The sequence below is a fragment of the Promicromonospora sp. NPDC050262 genome (assembly GCF_040655935.1).
Lineage (GTDB): Bacteria > Actinomycetota > Actinomycetes > Actinomycetales > Cellulomonadaceae > Promicromonospora.
In genome coordinates this window covers 77320-94161 of record NZ_JBFAKX010000016.1, presented here as the reverse complement: position 1 = coordinate 94161, position 16842 = coordinate 77320, and the positions used below count along the sequence as shown (strand labels likewise).

The 16842-nt window shown below is 74.2% G+C and carries 14 protein-coding genes; 5 read left to right on the top strand and 9 right to left on the bottom strand.

Annotated elements, in window-relative coordinates; all coding sequences use genetic code 11:
* Nucleotides 1–1076: 1076 nt before the first annotated feature.
* Both AB0I29_RS21615 and AB0I29_RS21610 read right to left on the bottom strand, forming a co-directional pair.
* On the bottom strand, nucleotides 1077–1679 hold the full coding sequence (locus AB0I29_RS21615) for a response regulator transcription factor (RefSeq protein ID WP_357485616.1): 603 nt from the start codon (nucleotides 1677–1679) through the stop codon (nucleotides 1077–1079).
* Entirely contained in the window at nucleotides 1676–2833 is a 1158-nt protein-coding gene (locus AB0I29_RS21610; RefSeq protein ID WP_357485615.1) for a histidine kinase, read from the bottom strand. Before AB0I29_RS21610 ends, AB0I29_RS21615 begins: the two co-directional genes overlap by 4 nt.
* Before the next feature lie 289 nt (nucleotides 2834–3122).
* On the opposite strand from AB0I29_RS21610, the gene AB0I29_RS21605 reads away from it, so the two are divergent.
* Nucleotides 3123–4877: a CocE/NonD family hydrolase gene (locus AB0I29_RS21605; protein WP_357485613.1), complete on the top strand. Its 1755-nt coding sequence runs from the start codon at nucleotides 3123–3125 to the stop codon at nucleotides 4875–4877.
* Nucleotides 4878–4896: 19 nt separating this feature from the next.
* On the opposite strand, the gene AB0I29_RS21600 is transcribed toward AB0I29_RS21605, so the two are convergent.
* A complete protein-coding gene (locus tag AB0I29_RS21600; protein WP_357485611.1) occupies nucleotides 4897–5688 on the bottom strand; it encodes a PAS and ANTAR domain-containing protein in 792 nt (263 codons plus the stop codon).
* 171 nt (nucleotides 5689–5859) lie between these two features.
* On the opposite strand from AB0I29_RS21600, the gene AB0I29_RS21595 reads away from it, so the two are divergent.
* Nucleotides 5860–6954, top strand: a complete 1095-nt coding sequence (locus AB0I29_RS21595) for a YihY/virulence factor BrkB family protein (protein WP_357485608.1) — start codon at nucleotides 5860–5862, stop codon at nucleotides 6952–6954.
* Here AB0I29_RS21595 and AB0I29_RS21590 read toward each other — a convergent pair.
* Nucleotides 6951–8522 (bottom strand): NAD-dependent epimerase/dehydratase family protein, encoded by a 1572-nt coding sequence (locus AB0I29_RS21590; RefSeq protein ID WP_357485605.1) that lies wholly within the window; start codon nucleotides 8520–8522, stop codon nucleotides 6951–6953. The two genes, AB0I29_RS21595 and AB0I29_RS21590, sit on opposite strands and share 4 nt — an antisense overlap.
* 54 nt (nucleotides 8523–8576) lie before the next feature.
* On the opposite strand from AB0I29_RS21590, the gene AB0I29_RS21585 reads away from it, so the two are divergent.
* Together AB0I29_RS21585 and AB0I29_RS21580 are read left to right on the top strand one after the other, a co-directional pair.
* Nucleotides 8577–9281, top strand: a complete 705-nt coding sequence (locus AB0I29_RS21585) for an alpha/beta fold hydrolase (RefSeq protein WP_357485602.1) — start codon at nucleotides 8577–8579, stop codon at nucleotides 9279–9281.
* A gap of 11 nt (nucleotides 9282–9292) precedes the next feature.
* Entirely contained in the window at nucleotides 9293–10249 is a 957-nt protein-coding gene (locus AB0I29_RS21580; protein ID WP_357485599.1) for a DNA-3-methyladenine glycosylase 2 family protein, read from the top strand.
* 28 nt (nucleotides 10250–10277) lie between these two features.
* Here AB0I29_RS21580 and AB0I29_RS21575 read toward each other — a convergent pair whose 3' ends face one another.
* Complete coding sequence (locus tag AB0I29_RS21575; protein WP_357485597.1) at nucleotides 10278–11450, bottom strand: MarP family serine protease; 1173 nt, start codon at nucleotides 11448–11450, stop codon at nucleotides 10278–10280.
* A gap of 384 nt (nucleotides 11451–11834) precedes the next feature.
* Between AB0I29_RS21575 and AB0I29_RS21570 the strand changes: the two genes are divergently transcribed.
* Entirely contained in the window at nucleotides 11835–13058 is a 1224-nt protein-coding gene (locus AB0I29_RS21570) for a family 16 glycosylhydrolase (RefSeq protein WP_357485594.1), read from the top strand.
* A 143-nt stretch (nucleotides 13059–13201) separates the two neighbouring features.
* On the opposite strand, the gene AB0I29_RS21565 is transcribed toward AB0I29_RS21570, so the two are convergent.
* From AB0I29_RS21565 to AB0I29_RS21550, 4 genes are all read right to left on the bottom strand, one after another.
* On the bottom strand, nucleotides 13202–13588 hold the full coding sequence (locus AB0I29_RS21565) for a DUF202 domain-containing protein (protein ID WP_357485591.1): 387 nt from the start codon (nucleotides 13586–13588) through the stop codon (nucleotides 13202–13204).
* Nucleotides 13585–13956 carry a DUF202 domain-containing protein gene (locus AB0I29_RS21560; RefSeq protein WP_357485589.1) on the bottom strand — a complete coding sequence of 124 codons (372 nt, stop codon included), beginning with the start codon at nucleotides 13954–13956 and terminating at the stop codon, nucleotides 13585–13587. The genes AB0I29_RS21565 and AB0I29_RS21560 overlap by 4 nt, the downstream gene beginning before the upstream one ends.
* The gene (locus AB0I29_RS21555; RefSeq protein ID WP_357485586.1) at nucleotides 13956–15014 is read right to left on the bottom strand and encodes a DUF916 domain-containing protein; all 1059 of its coding nucleotides are present in this window, start codon (nucleotides 15012–15014) and stop codon (nucleotides 13956–13958) included. Before AB0I29_RS21555 ends, AB0I29_RS21560 begins: the two co-directional genes overlap by 1 nt.
* Nucleotides 15015–15087: 73 nt before the next feature.
* On the bottom strand, nucleotides 15088–16800 hold the full coding sequence (locus tag AB0I29_RS21550; protein ID WP_357485584.1) for an HtaA domain-containing protein: 1713 nt from the start codon (nucleotides 16798–16800) through the stop codon (nucleotides 15088–15090).
* Between the last annotated feature and the right edge of the window lie 42 nt (nucleotides 16801–16842).

The following is a 16842-nucleotide window of genomic DNA, read 5'->3' as shown; positions in this document are numbered from 1 at the left end:
GCCGCATCAACCACTGCGCCATCCACTACCCCGGCGCGTCCGATACCACCGGCCAACGTTGCCTCGCCCCCGGGCAGCACCGACCCGACAGGCGGCTCATCGCCTGCCGGTGTCGGCACCTCACCCGTTCGCGTCATGCCATCAACCTATGACACACGCGTTCGCATCGCTCGCCGAACCGACCCCATCTGCCATCAGCGGAAATCGACGTCCGCCTCGTTCGCGGCCCTGTGGATGCACGCCTCATTGAGTCCGACTCGGGTAACCTCCGGGCGCTCGGGCCGGGCCGAGTCGGTCGGGTCCGCAACCGGCTGGGCCGTCGGCGAGCGACTGCTCTGGCGCGTCATCTGCTCGTGCGGCCTGTCTGCCAGCGAGCCCGGGACGAGCTCCTGTCATGGCCATTCGGGAGCGGGCCATGACAGCCTGCTCAACGCCCGTGTGCCAGCCCGTACGGTGCGCGCCTGTCCAGTGCCTCGTGCCTCGTGCGAGGTCGGTGTCGCCCCGGGCAAAGTGCGGTTGTACCCAGTCATCAGGCCCAGAAGTCACCGTAGATCCGGGCCTTACGACTGGGTAGAAGCGCACTTCCCGGCCGCTGACTCCACGAAACTCCGTCCGGTTCCGGGATGCGATGTGCATCGGCCGTTGGCACCCTGCTCGGTGGCCGGTGGCCGGTGGCCGGTGGCCGGTGGCCGGTGGCCGGTGGCCGGTGGCCGGTGGCCGGTGCTCGATGCTCGATGCTCGATGCTCGGTGGCCGGTCTCTGTTGCGGGGGTTGGCGCCGGCCCGGGAGGTGCGGTTCTACCCAGTCATCGGGCCCGGAAACACTGTAGGTCCGGGCCTGATGACTGGGTAGAGGCGCACTTCTGCGCTGCCGGCCCCACGGACGCGTGCCAGTGCGCGTCACGGCGTCACGGCATCGCCGCCCGCCAGTTCGCCCCCGCCTCACCTCGACCACGCCCGACCACGCCCGACCACGCCGGACCCCCACCTCTGTGAACCGCCCGTCCTCGACCCGGATCGACGCGCCCCACGACCAGCCACCCGGACCAGCCAGCCATCCCGACCAGCCAGCCACCCCTACAACCAGTCGTGCTCCCGTGCGTACCGCGCCGCCTCGTGCCGGGTCCGGGTCTGGGTCTTCTGCATCGCGTTCGAGAGGTAGTTGCGCACCGTGCCCTCCGCGAGGTGGAGCTGGGCGGCGATCTCGGCGACCGAGTAGCCCTTGCTCGTCACCCGCAGCACGTCGACCTCCCGCTCCGTGAGCGGGCAGTCGTCGATGACGGCGAGCGCCGAGACGTCCGGGTCGATCCAGCGCTTGCCCTCGTGCAGCGCCGCGATGACCTGCGTGATGTGCGCCGGCTCCGCGGACTTGCTGACGAAGCCCTGGACGCCGAGCCGCAGCGCCTTGCGCAGCACCCCCGGCCGGGCGTGGCGGGTGAGCATGAGGATCACCTGGTCCGGCCGCACGGCGCGGATCTGCGCGACGGCGCCGAGCCCGTCCACCCCTGGCATCTCCAGGTCGATCACGAGGACGTCGGGCCGGTGCAGGAGCGTGGCCTCGACGGCGGTGGCGCCGTTCTCGGCCTCGGCCAGAACCGTGATGTCGCCCTCGAGGGGGAGCAGCGCGGCCAGGGCCTTGCGCAGCAGGGCCTCGTCGTCGGCCAGTACCACCGTGGTCATCGGCTGCCCTCCAGTGCTTTCACTTCCGGCGCGGGGGTCGCGCCGGCCCGCGGGAACCCGGCCGCGGTCCGGAACCGTCCGGCGCCCTGCTCCACCGTCAGCTCGCCGCCGTCCTCGGCGACGCGCTGCCGCAGGGCGGACAGCCCGCTGAGCGCGGGCAGCGACCCGTCCCGGACGCCGTCGTTGACGATGTCGATGCCCGAGCCGGACAGCGTGATCCGCACCAGCGAGGCCTGCGCGTGCCGCAGGATGTTGGTGGTCGTCTCGCGCAGCACCTGGCCGAGCAGCTCGGCGGTCCGCGGGTCGGCCTCGGCCACGCGGTCGACGCGGACGTCGATGCCCGCGGCCTCGAACAGGTTCTTCGCGTTCTCCAGCTCGGCCGACAGGTTGAGCCGGCGCTGCGCGTGCGCCAGGTCCTTGGTCTGCGCGATCGTGTCGGCGACCAGGGTGTGGATCTCGCGCAGCTCCTCCTGTGCCCGGTCGGCGTCGCCGTGCACCAGCTTCTGGGCCAGCACGGTCTTCAGCTTCACCACGTGCAGGGTGTGGCCTTGGATGTCGTGCAGGTCGCTCGCGAACCGGATCCGTTCCTGCGCCACGGCGAGCTCCGCCTCGCGGTCGCGCGTCTCCTTCATGAGGTCGAGGTACCGCTGGTTGCCGTACAGCAGGGCGGTGGCCAGCACGAAGACGCCGGTCGGGACCAGCACGTAGGCGATCAGGTCCCCGACGACGTCGTCCTGGGTCACCAGCAGCCGGCTCGCGCCCGCGGCCGCGATGAGGACGACCAGCCCGAGCAGCGCGGCGACCCGGTGCCGGGGGAGCTGCGGCACCACGAGGGAGCCCACGACGCCGATGCCGTAGAACGCCGTGCTGCTGCCCGTCACGAGCGCGCCGAACAGCCACACCACGGCGCCGGCGGCCAGGCAGGGCACGGCGACCCGCGCGAGGTCGTCCGCCGTCCACCGCTCCATGGCCACGACCGCGACCGCCACCCCCACGACCAGGGCGACCGTGCCCCACAGGTTGTCGTGGTCGAACGCGACGAGCACCGCCCCCGCCAGCGCGACGGGCGGCACCTGCAGCACCAGGTTGAGCCGGCGCAGCCTCCCCTGGGAGGCCTCGTTGTGCTCGGACAGGGCGGTTCGTCCGGGCCTCAACGGTCGGTACCCGGCAGGTGGCGCTCGCTCGCGGGCTTGGTCTCCATGGGAACTCCGGGTCGCGCGGGGAACGGGTCGGGCGGGAACGGGTCAGGCAGGAAGAGTCGCGCGGGACCCAGTATTCGTGCCCGACGCCGACCTCACCAGTGACGCTGCGTCACGGCCGCCCCCGACGAATGTCACGACCGGCCCGTGACGTCGTCCCACTGCCGGGCGGGTGAACGTTCGGGTGTGATCGAGCCACAGGCATCTCACCCACGACGCAGCCACCCCAACACTGGAGGAGCACGTGCACAGCTCACGCGCCGCAGTCACGACCGTCTCAGCCCTCGCCGCCGTCGCCCTGACGGGCGCGGTCACCGTCCCGGTCGCCACGGCGACGTCGCAGAAGGCGTCGGACGAGCCCGCCGCCGTCGCCACCACCGACCGCCCGGTGACGCACGAGGAGAACGACCGCGTCCCCGAGGGCGCCGCCTGGACGCAGCACTACTTCCCGTCCTCGGACGGTTCCGACGTCGAGCTGCACGCCGACGTCCTGCTGCCGGAGGGGCTGGAGAAGGGTGAGCGGGTGCCGGTGATCCTGTCGGCCGGCTCGTACTTCGGGCACTCGGGCGAGATCTCCGAGGAGGGTCACGCGCACACCGGCCCGTCCGACCGGTTCGGCGACCTGGTCGAGGGCATCGACCTGTTCGACCGCGGCTACGCCCTGGTCCTGGTGGACACCCGGGGCTACGGCGGCTCGACCGGCTGCATCGACTTCGCGGGCCCCGGCGAGCAGGCCGACGTCGCCGCCGCGATCGACTGGGCCGCCGACCAGTCGTGGTCCACCGGGGCGGTGGGCATGTACGGCAAGTCGTACGACGCCGTCACCGGCCTGATCGGCAACAACCTGGACCAGGACGCGCTCAAGGCCGTCGTCGCGCAGGAGCCCATCTGGGACATGTACGACCGCATCCGGTCCAACGGCGTGCCGCGTCAGGAGGGGATCATCGCCCCGAACACGTACAACACGATCGCCCAGCTGCCGCAGATGGCGGACGACGACGAGCGCTACGTGAAGAACTCCCGGTACGAGCTGGCGCACCCCGAGTGCCTCGCGGCCAACACGCTGAACAACCTGAAGGCCGACCCGGCCACGAGTTACTGGCAGGACCGGGACCTGGCGAAGCACGCGAAGGGGAGCGACACCCCGCTGTTCGTCACCCAGGGCTTCCTGGAGTGGAACACCCGGCCCGAGGGCATGGCCGAGTACCTCGCCAACCACGACGGCCCGCAGCGCGGCTGGCTCGGCCCGTGGGATCACGTCCGGGGCAACGACCGCACCGAGGACGGCAGGTGGAAGATGGGGCGCGAGGGCTGGTTCGACGAGATCGGCGCCTTCTACGACGAGCACCTCAAGGGCACCGGGCCGACGACGGAATACCCGGCGTTCTCGGTCCAGGACAGCACCGGCGCCTGGCGCGCCGAGGACACGTGGCCGGCCGCCGACCGGACCGCACGGGTCGCGCTCGGCGGCGGCGCGTACGTGGACGACGGCGGCCCGGACGAGGAGCAGGACGGCGCCCGGTCGAGCGTCCTGAAGTGGTCCGAGCCCGTCGAGCGGGACACCCGCGTCGTCGGCACCCCGAAGGTGTCGCTGGACCTGCGAGGCACCGGCAACGTGCTGGTCGAGCTGCACGACGTCGCCCCGGACGGGACGGCCGTGCCGTTCGTCGAGCAGGCCGCCGTCATCGACTCGGGCCGGGTGACCCTCGACCTCGAGTCGACCGACTGGACCCTGGCCGCCGGCCACCGGCTGGCCGTGGAGATCGGCTCGATCCAGTCCGGCTCGTGGGTGGACACGCCGTCGGGCCAGACCATCCGGGTCCGGGACGCCCGCCTGGAGCTCGCGGTGGACGACCCGGCCGGCGACGTGCCCACCGAGGGCGGGCGCGCCGTCTGGCTGGACTCCTACCTCGCGGCGTACACCGCGGAGCTGACGCCGGGCGAGCCGTCCTTCACCCTGCCCACCTTCTCGCGGCCGGCGTCCGGCGGACGCGGCTGACGCCGCTCAGCCGTCCCGGTCAGTTGTCCCGGCGGCGCGTGTCCGTGCGACGCGGCCGCCGGGTCAGCAGCGCGTCGTGGCCGCGCGGCCGGCCCACCGGGTGGACGACGTCGAGCGCGCGCCTGAGCGCCGCCTGGGTCACGCCGGTCTTCTCGTTGTCGGCCCGCAGGGCAGCCATGACCTGGTCGGCGGCCAGCCGCAGCGAGACGTCCGCCGTGCGCGCGACCTCGACCAGGATCTCCAGGGCCGCGTTCTCGTCGACACCCCGCACTGCCGCGATGACGCCCTTGGCCTGCTCGATCGCCGCCTGGCTGACGAAGGCGCGGTTCACGGCGCCGTCCGCCTCCCGGTCCAGCGCCTCCTTCTGCACGGGCGTGACGTCCACGACGTAGCCGACCAGCTCGGGCGAGCTGCTGCTGCCGCTCTGGCTGCCCTGGCCGGTCACCACCACCGACCTGGTGCGACCGTTGCGGTCCACGATGCGGTGCGCGCACGCGAAGGGCCGGCCCACCCGCAGCGCCTGGCTGGCGGCGCGGACCACCCGGCTCCGGTCGTCCGGGTGCTTGCGGGAGCGCAGCGCGTCGAGCCCCGGCTCGATCTCGTCCCGCTTCCAGCCGTGCATGGTGTAGACCTCGTCCGACCACCACCAGATCCCGGAGGAGAGCTCGACGCGGTAGGTGCCGACCAGAAGATTGGTGCCGAGACCCATCGTGCGCATGAGGTCGGCCGGCGAGAATTCCGCGGAGATCGCCGAGCGGTCGTTCTGGTTGTTGCTCAGGGCGGTCGTGCGGGGCTGTTCGATCAAGGACACAGGGACCTCCCAGATCCGTCCGGATCGGGAGCCGCTTCATGACTCCGAGCGATTCACCCTACGCCGGTTCGGGCGATTCGGACAGTCCGGGCGGTGAAGGGGCTGGTGAACCCCGGGTTGCGAGTGGCGGCCGTCGGCCTAGGTTGGTTCGAGGTCGAAGGGGGAGCTGGCATGGCCGACATCGACGACTCGTCAGCGCGCGTGGAGGCACCGGCGCCGGACGACCGGCGCAAACCGGACGCCCCGCCGGACCTGCACCGCGGCACCTGGAAGTACGTCGCGCGCAACACCGTGCGGCAGTTCACCCGCGACGAGTGCCTGGACCTGGCCGCGGCGCTGACGTACTACGCGGTGCTCGCCGCGGCGCCGGCCCTGCTCGCGCTGGTCTCGGTGCTCGGGCTCGTGGGGGACGGCGGCCAGGCGGTCGAGCGCGTGCTCGACACGGTCGGCGGCGTGGTGCCGCCGGACGTGCTGGCGATCGTCGAGCCGCTCGTCCAGAACGCCGCGGCGGGCGGCGGGCGGGCCGGGCTCACCCTCGTGCTCGGTGTCGCCCTGGCCCTGTGGTCGGCGTCGGGGTACGTCGGCGCCTTCGGACGGGCGATGAACCGGATCTACGGGATCGACGAGGGCCGCCCCGTCTGGAAGCTGCGCCCGGTGATGCTGCTGGTCACGCTGGTCGCCGTGGTCACGGCGGCCCTGATCGTCGCGGCGCTCGTGCTGAGCGGGCCCCTGGCCCGGGCGGTGGGCGACGCCGTGGGCCTGGGCTCGACGTCCGTCACGGTGTGGAACATCGCCAAGTGGCCGGTCGTGCTGGCGCTGGTCATCGTGCTGGTCGCGATCCTGTACCACGTCACGCCGAACGTGCGGCAACCGAAGATGCGCTGGATCAGCGTCGGGGCGTTCGTCGCGATCCTGTCGTGGGTGCTCGCCTCCGCCGCGTTCGGTTTCTACGTCGCGACCTTCGCCGGCTATGACGCGACCTACGGCTCGCTGGCCGGGATCATCGTGTTCCTGCTGTGGCTCTGGATCACCAACCTCGCGCTGCTGTTCGGCGCCGAGCTGGACGCGGAGCTCGAACGCGGGCGCGAGCTCCAGGGCGGCATCGCCGCCGAGGAGAGCGTGCAGCTCCCGCCCAAGGACGCGCGGGCGAGCGAGAAGCGCCAGGCGAAGCACCTGCGCGAGGTCGAGCGGGGCCGCGAGATCCGGGTCGCGGCGGCGCGGGAGGATGCCGCGCGGGAGGATGCCGCGGACGAGACCGACGGCTAGCGCTCCCAGGCCGCCGTCCGGAACGCCCGTTCACGCGCCCAGGCGTGGTATCGGTCGAACAGGTCGATCTGACGGCGTGCCTGCGCGATGAGCTCGTCGAGCCGCGCCGGGTCCAGGCCGACGTCGGCGGCATGCTCGCGCAGCGTCTGCCAGCCGCCGATCTTGCCCAGCACCGCCGACCGCATGAGCTCCGCCTCCAGCACCGCCGTCATCGGCGACCGGTCCGTGATCCGGCCGTTGAGCTTGAGCCGCCCGGCCTTCTCGCCCAGCCACGCCGCGGCCTGGCGGTGCCGGCGGCGCGGCACGCCCAGGGCGGCCAGCAGGTCGCGGTAGAGCTCCCGCTCGGCCCGGAGCTGCTCGGTCGCCTCGGCCAGCTCCGCGTAGAACGGCGTGTCCTCGGACGTGCGGGTCATCAGCTCCAGGCGTTCCAGGCCCGCCGTCGCGCCGGTGAAGTGGTCCGAGAGGTAGAGGCCGAAGAGGTAGTGGTCCATCGAGTCGGGGATCCGCGGCCCAGCCCACTCGCCCGGGGGCCGTGGGCTCGCCGGACGCAGCGGCGCCGAGCCCATGCCCTGCCCCACGGCCATGCCGTCCAGCAGGTCCTCGACGGCTTCCGCCGCCGTCCGGCGCGGTTCCCAGCCCAGTTCGGTCCGGATCCGCGCGGCGTCCAGCACCGGAGCGGACAGCGCCATGTCCAGCCAGCCCGGGTCCGCGGGCACCGTGTGCGCGGCGTACGCGGCGGCCAGGGCGCCGCGGACGGCGCCGGGCGGCATCTCGACCAGGCGTCCGTGGTCCACGATCCGTGCGAGGTCCGTGCCGTGCAGCACGTCCCGGGCGGCGACGTTGAACGCTCCGCCGGCCCGCTCGACCACCACGCGCCGGTAGGCGTCGGCGACGTCGTCGGCGTGCACCGCCTGCAACCGCAGCCCGGCGGGCAGCGGTAGCGCGGGCAGCCGCCCCCGGCGCAGCAGCCGCACCGGCACCAGCGGCCCGAGGAAGGCGCGCGCGACCGACGGGGCGGCGCACGCCTGGAAGACCAGTGCGGGCCGCAGCCGGGCCACCACGACGTCGGGGTGCTCGGCCTCGAACTCGTCGAGCACCCGCTCCTGCGCGGCCTTGTCGACGCTGTAGTGCGACGTGGGGGTGCCACGGACGGGCCAGTCCTCGCGGCGCGGCGCGTCGTCGCCCACGGGGGAGTACGCGCCCACCGACGAGGCGACCACGAGGTGCGGCACCCCCGCCCGCGCCACGGCCTCGGCCACCCGGCGGGTGCCCTCCACGTTGGTGCGGCGCAGCAGCTCGCGCTCGCGGTTGGGCTGGGTCAGCCAGGCCAGGTGGACCACGGCGTCCGCCCCGCCGAACTGGTCGGCGAGCCGCGCGACCACGGTCTCGTCGGTGTCCTCGGAGCCGACGTCGACCGCGGCCCACCCCGCGTGCCGGTACGGCTCCGCGGCCCGGTCCGGCAGCCGCCGGGCGATCCCCAGCAGCGACGTGACCCGCGGCTCGGCATGCAGGGCGCGTAGCAGCGCCGTCCCGACGTTCCCGGTGGCACCCACGACGACGACGCGCATGAGGCCACCGTCGCACCCGGCCCGGGCACCCGCATCCGCGATAGCCTGCAGCTGATGAACCGGTCCCGCGGCCCCGGCAGGTCCGCTTCCTGGGCGCGGGCCCGGCTCGGCACCCGGGCCGTCGACTACGCCTGGGCCGTCGACCGGCAGCTGCGCTCCCTGCTGGGCCGCGCCGCCCTGCCCACCGGAACCGGCGACGGCGCCCCCGTCGTGCTGCTGCCCGGCATCTACGAGACCTGGGAGTTCCTCCGCCCGGTGGCGACCGCGCTCGCCCGCGCGGGCCACCCCGTGCACGCCGTCCCCGCGCTGCGGCACAACGCCCGTCCCGTCCCCGAGTCCGCCGACGTCGTCGCGGAGCACCTGGAGCGCGCCGACCTGTCCGGCGTCGTGCTCGTGGCGCACAGCAAGGGCGGCCTCATCGGCAAGCGCGTCATGCTCTCGCCCGCGAGCGACCGCGTGCTCGGCATGGTCGCGGTCGCCACGCCCTTCTCCGGCTCCCGCTGGGCGCGGTACATGCTCGCGCGCCCCCTGCGGTCGTTCGACCCGCGCGACCCGGTGCTGCTGGCGCTCGCGGGCGAGCTCCTGGTCAACGAGCGCATCACCGCCGTCTACCCGCGGTTCGACCCGCACATCCCCGAGACCGGCCGGCTGCCCGGCGCGCGGAACATCGAGCTGCCGCTGGCGGGCCACTTCCGGCCGCTCGGCCAGCGCCTGCTCGTGGAGACCGTGGCGCACGAGGTGGCCCGGGTTTCGGGATGACCCGTCCCGGCATGGTCCACTGGGATGTGCTCACCGTCCGCCACACCTCGCCGCGGCGCCTCGACGTCGGCCTGACGCTCGGACCGCTCGCGCACGGCCCGGGCGACCCCACGTTCCACCGGGCCGCCGACGGCTCCGTCTGGCGCACGTCGCTGCTCCGGACCGGGCCGGTGACGCAGCGGTTCGTCCCGGCCGGGCCGCACGAGGTGGTGGTGCACCTGTGGGGCGACGGCGCCCGCGAGGCCGCCGAGGCGCTGCCGGTCCTGCTCGGCGAGGACGACGACGTGGCGGGCTTCGCGCCGCCGCCGCAGGTCCGCGCCGCCCACCGTCGGGCCGCCGGCATGCGGATGCTCCGCTCCGGGCGGGTGCTGGAGTCCCTGGTGCCCGCCGTGCTGGAGCAGCGCGTGCAGACCGTCACGGCGCACCGGGCCTGGCGCTGGCTGCTCCTGCGGTACGGCACCCCGGCCCCCGGACCGGCGCCCGACGGGCTGGGCGGTGGGCAGCGAGGTGTGCAGCGCGGCGGGCTGCGCGTGGTGCCCGACGCGCAGGTCTGGGCCCGCGTCCCCGTGTGGGACTGGCACCGCGCCGGCGTCGACCCCGGACGCGCGCGGACCGTGGCGCGGTGCGCCCTGGTGGCCCCGCGGCTGGAGGAGGCGGCCACGATGACGCCGGCGGAGGCCCGGGCGCGGCTGGAGAAGGTGCAGGGCGTGGGCGTGTGGACGTCGGCGGAGGTGGCGCAGCGCGCGTTCGGCGACGCCGACGCGGTGTCCGTGGGCGACTTCCACCTCCCGGCCGCCGTCGGCTGGGCCCTGGCCGGCGAGCGCACCGACGACGCCGGGATGCTGCGGCTGCTGGCGCCCTACGCGCCGCACCGGCACCGGGTGGTCCGACTGCTGTCGTTGTCCGGGCACCCGCGCGCGCCACGACGCGGGCCCAAGCTGCCGATCGCGGACCACCGGGCGTTCTAGGGTTCGCGGCCGGGCGGTTCGGGCGGGCTCAGGCCGCGCAGCGGCCCGACGACACCGGGGTGTCCAGGGCGGTGGCGTGGGCCGCGACGGGGCGCAGCTCGGCGTCCGTCATGGCGAAGCCGACCTCGACGTCGGCCTCGGCGCGCGCGAAGACGACGCCCGCCACGCGCCCGTCGGTGGTCAGCAGCGGCCCGCCCGAGTTGCCGGGGCGCACCTCGGCGGCCACCGAGTAGACCTCGCGGGGGCTGGCCCCCTCGTTGTAGACGTCCGGTACGGGGGCGGTGCTGACGCTCAGTACGCCCGCGCCGACGGAGGTGAACGGTCCGCCCCAGGGGTAGCCCTGGACGGCGGCGCGGTCGCCGACCGAGAGGGTCCGCGCGATCTCCAGCGGCTCGGCGGCCAGGTCCTCGACGGCGACGACGGCGAGGTCGTCGACCGGGTCGTAGTACACGACGCGCCCCTCGCGGGCCGGTCGGTCGGGCAGCTCGACGACCGGCCGGTCCACGCCCGCCACGACGTGCGCGTTGGTGACCAGCCGGTCCGGGGCCACGACGAACCCCGAGCCGGTCGAGCTCTTGCCGCACGCGTAGGCGATGCCGGAGATCCGGGCCACCGACTGGGCGGCGGCCTCGAGCTGCGGGTTGTCGAGGTCGACGACGGGAGTGACCGGGTCCTGCCGGGGGACCATCAGGATGTTGAGCCGCGGCAGGCCGTCGTCGAGCACCATCGCGCGCATCTGGGCCAGGGGCCGGCCCACCGCGGCGGGCGTCAGGTCGTCGATGGTGCGCAGGACCGCCGACGAGGACACGGCCGACGAGACGCCGGGCGTTCCGGTGGCCGAGACCGCGTTGCCCACGAACGACAGCGCCAGGGCGACCACGATCACGTTCGCCGCGCCGCCCAGCAGCCGCTCCAGCGGGCGCAGTGCGGTGCGGTCCACGCCGCGGCGCAGGTCGCGGCCCAGCCCGGCGCCGAGTGAGGCCCCGAACACGGGCAGCAGCACCGCGAGGGCGATCGACACCGGCCCGCGCCACTGCGACGACGGCAGCACGTCGTTGACCGCGGGGACCGCCCAGAAGGCTGCCAGCCCGCCCAGGATCAGGCCGACGAGGCCACCGAGCGTGGCCAGCAGGCCGCGGCTCAGCCCGGCGCCGAGGGCGATGAGCAGCACCACGAGGAGCACGAGGTCGACGAGCGTCACGGGTAGACGGTAAGCGCTGCGTCCGCGCGCCGGGCGTCGCCACGCACCTCCGTCACCCGATCCTCAGATGTGCGGGCAGAACATTCACAGCGCGTGCCCGGTGCTGCGCGCCGCGTGCTCGGCCCTGCCGTCGGGCCCTGCCCTGCAGGTATGGGGAAAACCCGTAACTCTGCGACCACTCGTTGTGCGGCTCCGACGGCCGAATGTACGGTCCGTCAGCAACAGCTCTGAGCGCGAAGGTCACTGCGATGACCGCCGGGCAGTCCCGCCCGGCGGGATGGCTCACGTCGAGGGAGCACCCCGATGCGTCGTGCACACAGATCCAGCAGGTCCAGCACCCCCCGAACCACCGCACCCAGGACCCTGGTCACGGCAGTCGCCGCCGTGACGCTCGTCCTGTCCGCCTCGCTCGTCGCCTCGGCAGCGCCGCCGAAGGTGCCCGACGCCGGGGCCGCACCGGACGCGCAGGCGCAGGCGGCGACCGCACCGGCTGCCGCCGCCCTGACCTGGTCCGACGAGTTCGACGGCGCGGCGGGCAGCGCCCCCAACGCCGCGAACTGGAACCACGAGACCGGCGCGGGCGGCTGGGGCAACAACGAGCTGCAGAACTACGTCAACTCCCGCCAGAACTCCGCCCTGGACGGCAACGGCAACCTCGTCATCACGGCCCGGCAGGAAGGAAGCGGCTACACCTCGGCCCGGCTGACGACCAAGGGCAAGGTGCAGCCGCAGTACGGCCGGCTGGAGGCGCGCATCAAGATCCCGCGCGGCCAGGGCATCTGGCCGGCGTTCTGGATGCTCGGCGGGCAGTTCCCGGGCACGCCGTGGCCCAGCTCGGGCGAGATCGACATCATGGAGAACATCGGCCGCGAGCCCCACCTGGTGCACGGCACGCTGCACGGCCCCGGCTACTCGGGCGGCAACCCCATCACGGGGCAGTACCAGCACCCGCAGGGCTGGTCGTTCGCCGACGACTTCCACACCTTCGCGATCGACTGGAGCCCCAACTCGATCACCTGGCTGGTGGACGGCAACGCGTACCAGACGTTCACGCCCGCCAACACCGGCGGCAACCCGTGGGTGTTCAACCAGCCGTTCTTCTTCATCCTGAACGTCGCCGTGGGCGGCAACTGGCCCGGCTACCCCGACGGGACCACGCAGTTCCCGCAGCAGATGGTCGTCGACTACGTCCGGGTCTACGACTCCACCGGCGGCGGAGGCGGGCGCACGGGCACGGTCCGGGCGAGCAACGGCATCTGCCTCGACGTCGCCGGGGCCAGCACGGCCAACGGCACGCCTATCCAGCTCGCCAACTGCAACGGCAACGCCGCCCAGCAGTGGACCGTCGGCACGGACGGCACGGTCCGCGCGCTCGGCAAGTGCCTCGACGTCGCCGGGGGAGAGACGGCGCCGGGTACCGCCGTCCAGCTCTGGGACTGCAACGGCACCGGCGCCCAGCAGTGGGCCTCGACCAGCGGCACCCTCGCGCTGCGCAACCCGCAGTCCGGCCGCTGCCTGCAGCCGGTCGGCCGGGTGCAGAACGACGGGACCCGGACCCAGATCGCCGACTGCGACGGGAGCACGGTCCAGCGCTGGACGCTGCCCTGACGCCCACCCGCCCAACCGCCCACCCCGCACACCCGCTGACCCGCCACCCGCAAGGTGCGCTTCTACCCAGTCATCCGGCCCGCACCACGCCTGATTCCGGGCCCGATGACTGGGTAGAAGCGCACCTTGGGTGCGTCAGGCGGTCAGGCCCAGAGATGGATGGCCAGGACGACCACCAGCCCGCCCAGGCCGATCGTCACCACGACGGCGCCCGCCACCGCGAGCAGCCCGGCGCCCGGCGAGTCGTGCCCCGGGCCCCGCGCCGGCACCGGCACTCGTCGGCCGTGCCGCCGTCGGGACGCGATCAGGAGGTACCCGGCAAGCATCAGCCCGGCCAGGCCGGGCAGGAGCCAGACCGTGCTGCCGAAGAGCGCGGGCAGCAGCCGCGCCCCCACCAGCGAGACGGCGGCGACCGACAGTGCCGTGCGGCGCCAGGCCAGCTCCGTGCGCTCCGGCTGCAGCCCGGGGACGGGCGCCTGCCCGGAGCGCGGAGGAGACCCCGCCCCCGGGGGAGTCCCCGCGGCGGTCATCGCAGCAGCACGCCCAGCAGCACGAGCACGCCGACCACCGCGACGACGACGGCGAGCACCACGCCCACGATCGACGACGGCAGCGGCGCGCCGTTGCGCAGCGCCCGCTCGACGCGCATCCACCCGGCCCAGGCGATCAGCGGCAGCGTCGTACCGGCGACGATGAGCACGAGCGACGCCGCGAGCCGCAGGCCGGCGTGCAGGTCGAGGCCGAGCGTCTCGAGGGCGACACCGCCGGCCACCAGGGCGAGGGCGGTCCGGATCCAGGCGAGGAAGGTCCGCTCGTTGGCGAGGGTGAAGCGCGCGTCGGGCTCGGAGCCGACGCCGAACACCGACGCCGGGAACCGCTGCGCGTCCGGCCGGCTCATCAGGCCCTCCCTGTCTCGTGGGGTCTGCCCCAGAGCCTGCCACGTCTCGCCCGCCCCAGCGGGATCACCACGGCGGCCGCCACGGCCAGCAGCACGAGACCCAGCAGGGCCCACGGCACGGCCCAGCCGCTCGCGGCGTCGTGCGCCGCGGTGACGCCGCCCCCGCCGATGCCGACCACGAGGCCGTCCACCCGGACCGTCGCCTCGGCCCGCACGAGCGGACGGACGCCCCGGACCTCGACCACGCGCTCCACCGTCGAGCCGGGCAGGATCTCGGTCAGCTCGCCCGACGCCGACTCCGACGCCGTCGCTGTGCCGCCGAGCCAGGACGCGCCCGCGGGACCCGCCACGGTGACCGACTCCGTGGGCACCAGCCGGGCGGTGCCCGTGTTGGTGAGCCGGTAGCGGACCGTCGAGGTGACGGTCCCGAACGGGTTGGCGGACACGTCCGTGGTGACGCTCAGGTCGCTGATCCCGAGCCCCGGCGCGAGGTCGCCCGCCACCCGCGCGTGCACGCGCAGCGCGAGACGCCGGTCCACGGTCAGGGCGGAGTCGCCCACCTGCTGCGTCAGCGCGGTGACGACGCCGCCCGAGTGGTCGCCGGGCGTCGCGTCGTCGGGCACGCGGAGCGTGAACGGGACCTCGGCGGACTCGCCCGGGTCGAGGTCCAGCGTGCCCTGGCGGAAGGTGATCCAGGTGCCGAGCCCGGTCGCGGGCTCCTCGGCGGTCAGCAGGTCGATGTGGCCGCCCGGGGTCGTGAAGGCGTCGGTGCCGTACACGGTGAGCTGCAGGGGTGCGGCCGACCGGTTGGTCACCACCAGGGCGTCGCGGACGCGGTCCCCGGGCTCGACGGCGTAGGCGTAGTTGGCACGGCCGGTGCCCTGCCGGTTGTCGGCAGGGGTGACGGACCAGGAGATGCCGTCGGTGCTGGTGTCGGTGCTGGTGCCGGCGACGGCGGGCATGGCGTGCGCCGCCGCCGGGCCCACGAGCGGCAGCCCGCCGAGCAGGACGGTCAGCAACGCCGTGAGCACGAGCGTGGGGCGGTAGGTGGCCTGCACCGCAGCCGCGGCGTGCCCGGAGGCACGTCGCGGCAGCGGGCCTGCACGATGAGGCAGGGAGAACACGGGACCGTCAGCCCACCGCGGTGAGCGTGAGCACGCTCGCGTAGTCGCCGGCCGGGGTCTCCAGCGGGATGCGCAGGTCGAGCGCGGCGTCCGCCGTCACCGAACCGGACGCGTGCCCCGCCGGTGCGGACACCAGGGTGGCGCTCGCGGTCAGGCCGGAACCCGCGCCGGGCCGCACCAGTGCGCCGGCGACGGCGCCTCCGGTGTTCTCCGAGACCGACGGCGACCAGCCCAGGCTGCTGCCCGGGAAGGACGCCGAACCACCGGTGGCGAAGAAGTCGGTGGCCGTGCCGTTGATGCTCCACGCGGGACCGCCCGCGCGGGTGTCGCTGACCGTGACCCGCTTGAGGTCGCCCGTGGCGGTCAGGGCGCCCGCCCCGGCCTCGGCGGTGCCGAGGCTCACGGCCCCGGCGCCGCCCACGACGGTCCAGGTGAACGCGCCGGGCTCGCCCGGGTCCTCGCCCTCGGGCACGGTGACCTCCAGGTCGATGTCGCCCTCGCCCTCGCCGCCCGGCGTCGCGAACGTCACCGGGACGCCCAGCTCCTGGGCGGCGTTGGCCGCCGCCCCGCCCGCGGCGTAGGTGTAGATGCCGTAGGTGCCGGTAGCGGTGTCCGACGGCGCCGCCGCGAGCTCGGCCGTGAACGTGCCGTCCGGGTTGAGCAGCACGAGCTGCTCGGCCACGTTCGGGAAGTCCGCCTTCACCTGCGAGTACGACGGTTCCGGCAGCGCCCACCTCTGGGCGAGCACCGTCCGGGCGCCCATGCCGGCGCCCTCCGACGGCCGCCAGGGGTCGCCGAAGGAGCCGAACACCACGTACACGCCCGTGGGCGCGCCCGCGGCGACCGGCGGGCGGCCCGACGTGTTCACGTTGGCCGCCGGGTCGAAGCCCGAACCGGTGACCGTGACGGTCTCGCCGTCGGGGTCCAGCCCCGACGCCTTCGACAGCGTCACGGTCGGGTTCCACTCCTCGGGCTCCTCCGTGGGCGCGCTGGACTGCGCGCTCACGGTGAAGCCGTCGAGCGCGGCGCCCTCGGCGAGGAAGCCCTGGAGCGCCGCGGCGCCATCAGCCGTCAGGGTCACGCCGGTCCCGGAGACGGTCACGGCGTCGGCCGCGACGTCCACCGTGGTGGTCGCCACCTCGCCGAGCACCACGTCGTCGCCGCCGTAGGTGCCGGGCTCGTAGCCCAGGTTGTTCTCCGGGATCTCGACGGCGAGGTCGCCCACGAGGGTGCCCACGCCGCCGTCGACCACCACGGCTACGTCCTTGACCGTCACCGTGAAGGCGTGCGACGGGAAGTGGAAGACGGCGCCGCCGGCGCTGGCGATCGTCAGGTTGTCCGCGTCGGTGACCGTCCCGCCCGTGACGGGCAGCAGGTAGGGCAGGGTCTCGTTCGGCGGGGTGGTGTCGAGGTTGGCGGCGGGCGTGCCGTTCTCGTCGAACTCGCCGGGTGCGACGAGCGTGATGCGCTCGCCGACCGGGACCGCCCCGATGGGCGGCAGGGCTGCCGTCTGGCGTCCCACGTAGTTGCGGAAGCTCTCACGGAAGCCCCAGGCCAGGTCACCGCTGTCTGCGGTGACCTCGCTCGGCTGCGCCGCGGTCGCGGTCAGTGCGACGAGCGGTGCGGCGGCGAGCGCCGTGCCGAGCGTCGCGGCCAGTCCGGTGGCGATCAGAGCGTGCCCGCGGTGCCGCGTACGGCCCGCCGGTCTGCTGCGTGTCATGAGTTCGTGCCTCTCTCTGGGGATGGACTGCGGACTGGGGGT

Excerpts from the sequence above, each read along its gene's own strand:
- AB0I29_RS21590 (WP_357485605.1), bottom strand. The coding sequence starts at position 8,522 with ATGCGCGTCGTCGTCGTGGGTGCCACCGGGAACGTCGGGACGGCGCTG.
- AB0I29_RS21615 (WP_357485616.1), bottom strand. The coding sequence starts at position 1,679 with ATGACCACGGTGGTACTGGCCGACGACGAGGCCCTGCTGCGCAAGGCC.
- AB0I29_RS21560 (WP_357485589.1), bottom strand. The coding sequence starts at position 13,956 with ATGAGCCGGCCGGACGCGCAGCGGTTCCCGGCGTCGGTGTTCGGCGTC.
- AB0I29_RS21580 (WP_357485599.1), top strand. The coding sequence starts at position 9,293 with ATGGTCCACTGGGATGTGCTCACCGTCCGCCACACCTCGCCGCGGCGC.
- AB0I29_RS21595 (WP_357485608.1), top strand. The coding sequence starts at position 5,860 with ATGGCCGACATCGACGACTCGTCAGCGCGCGTGGAGGCACCGGCGCCG.
- AB0I29_RS21565 (WP_357485591.1), bottom strand. The coding sequence starts at position 13,588 with ATGACCGCCGCGGGGACTCCCCCGGGGGCGGGGTCTCCTCCGCGCTCC.
- AB0I29_RS21550 (WP_357485584.1), bottom strand. The coding sequence starts at position 16,800 with ATGACACGCAGCAGACCGGCGGGCCGTACGCGGCACCGCGGGCACGCT.
- AB0I29_RS21585 (WP_357485602.1), top strand. The coding sequence starts at position 8,577 with ATGAACCGGTCCCGCGGCCCCGGCAGGTCCGCTTCCTGGGCGCGGGCC.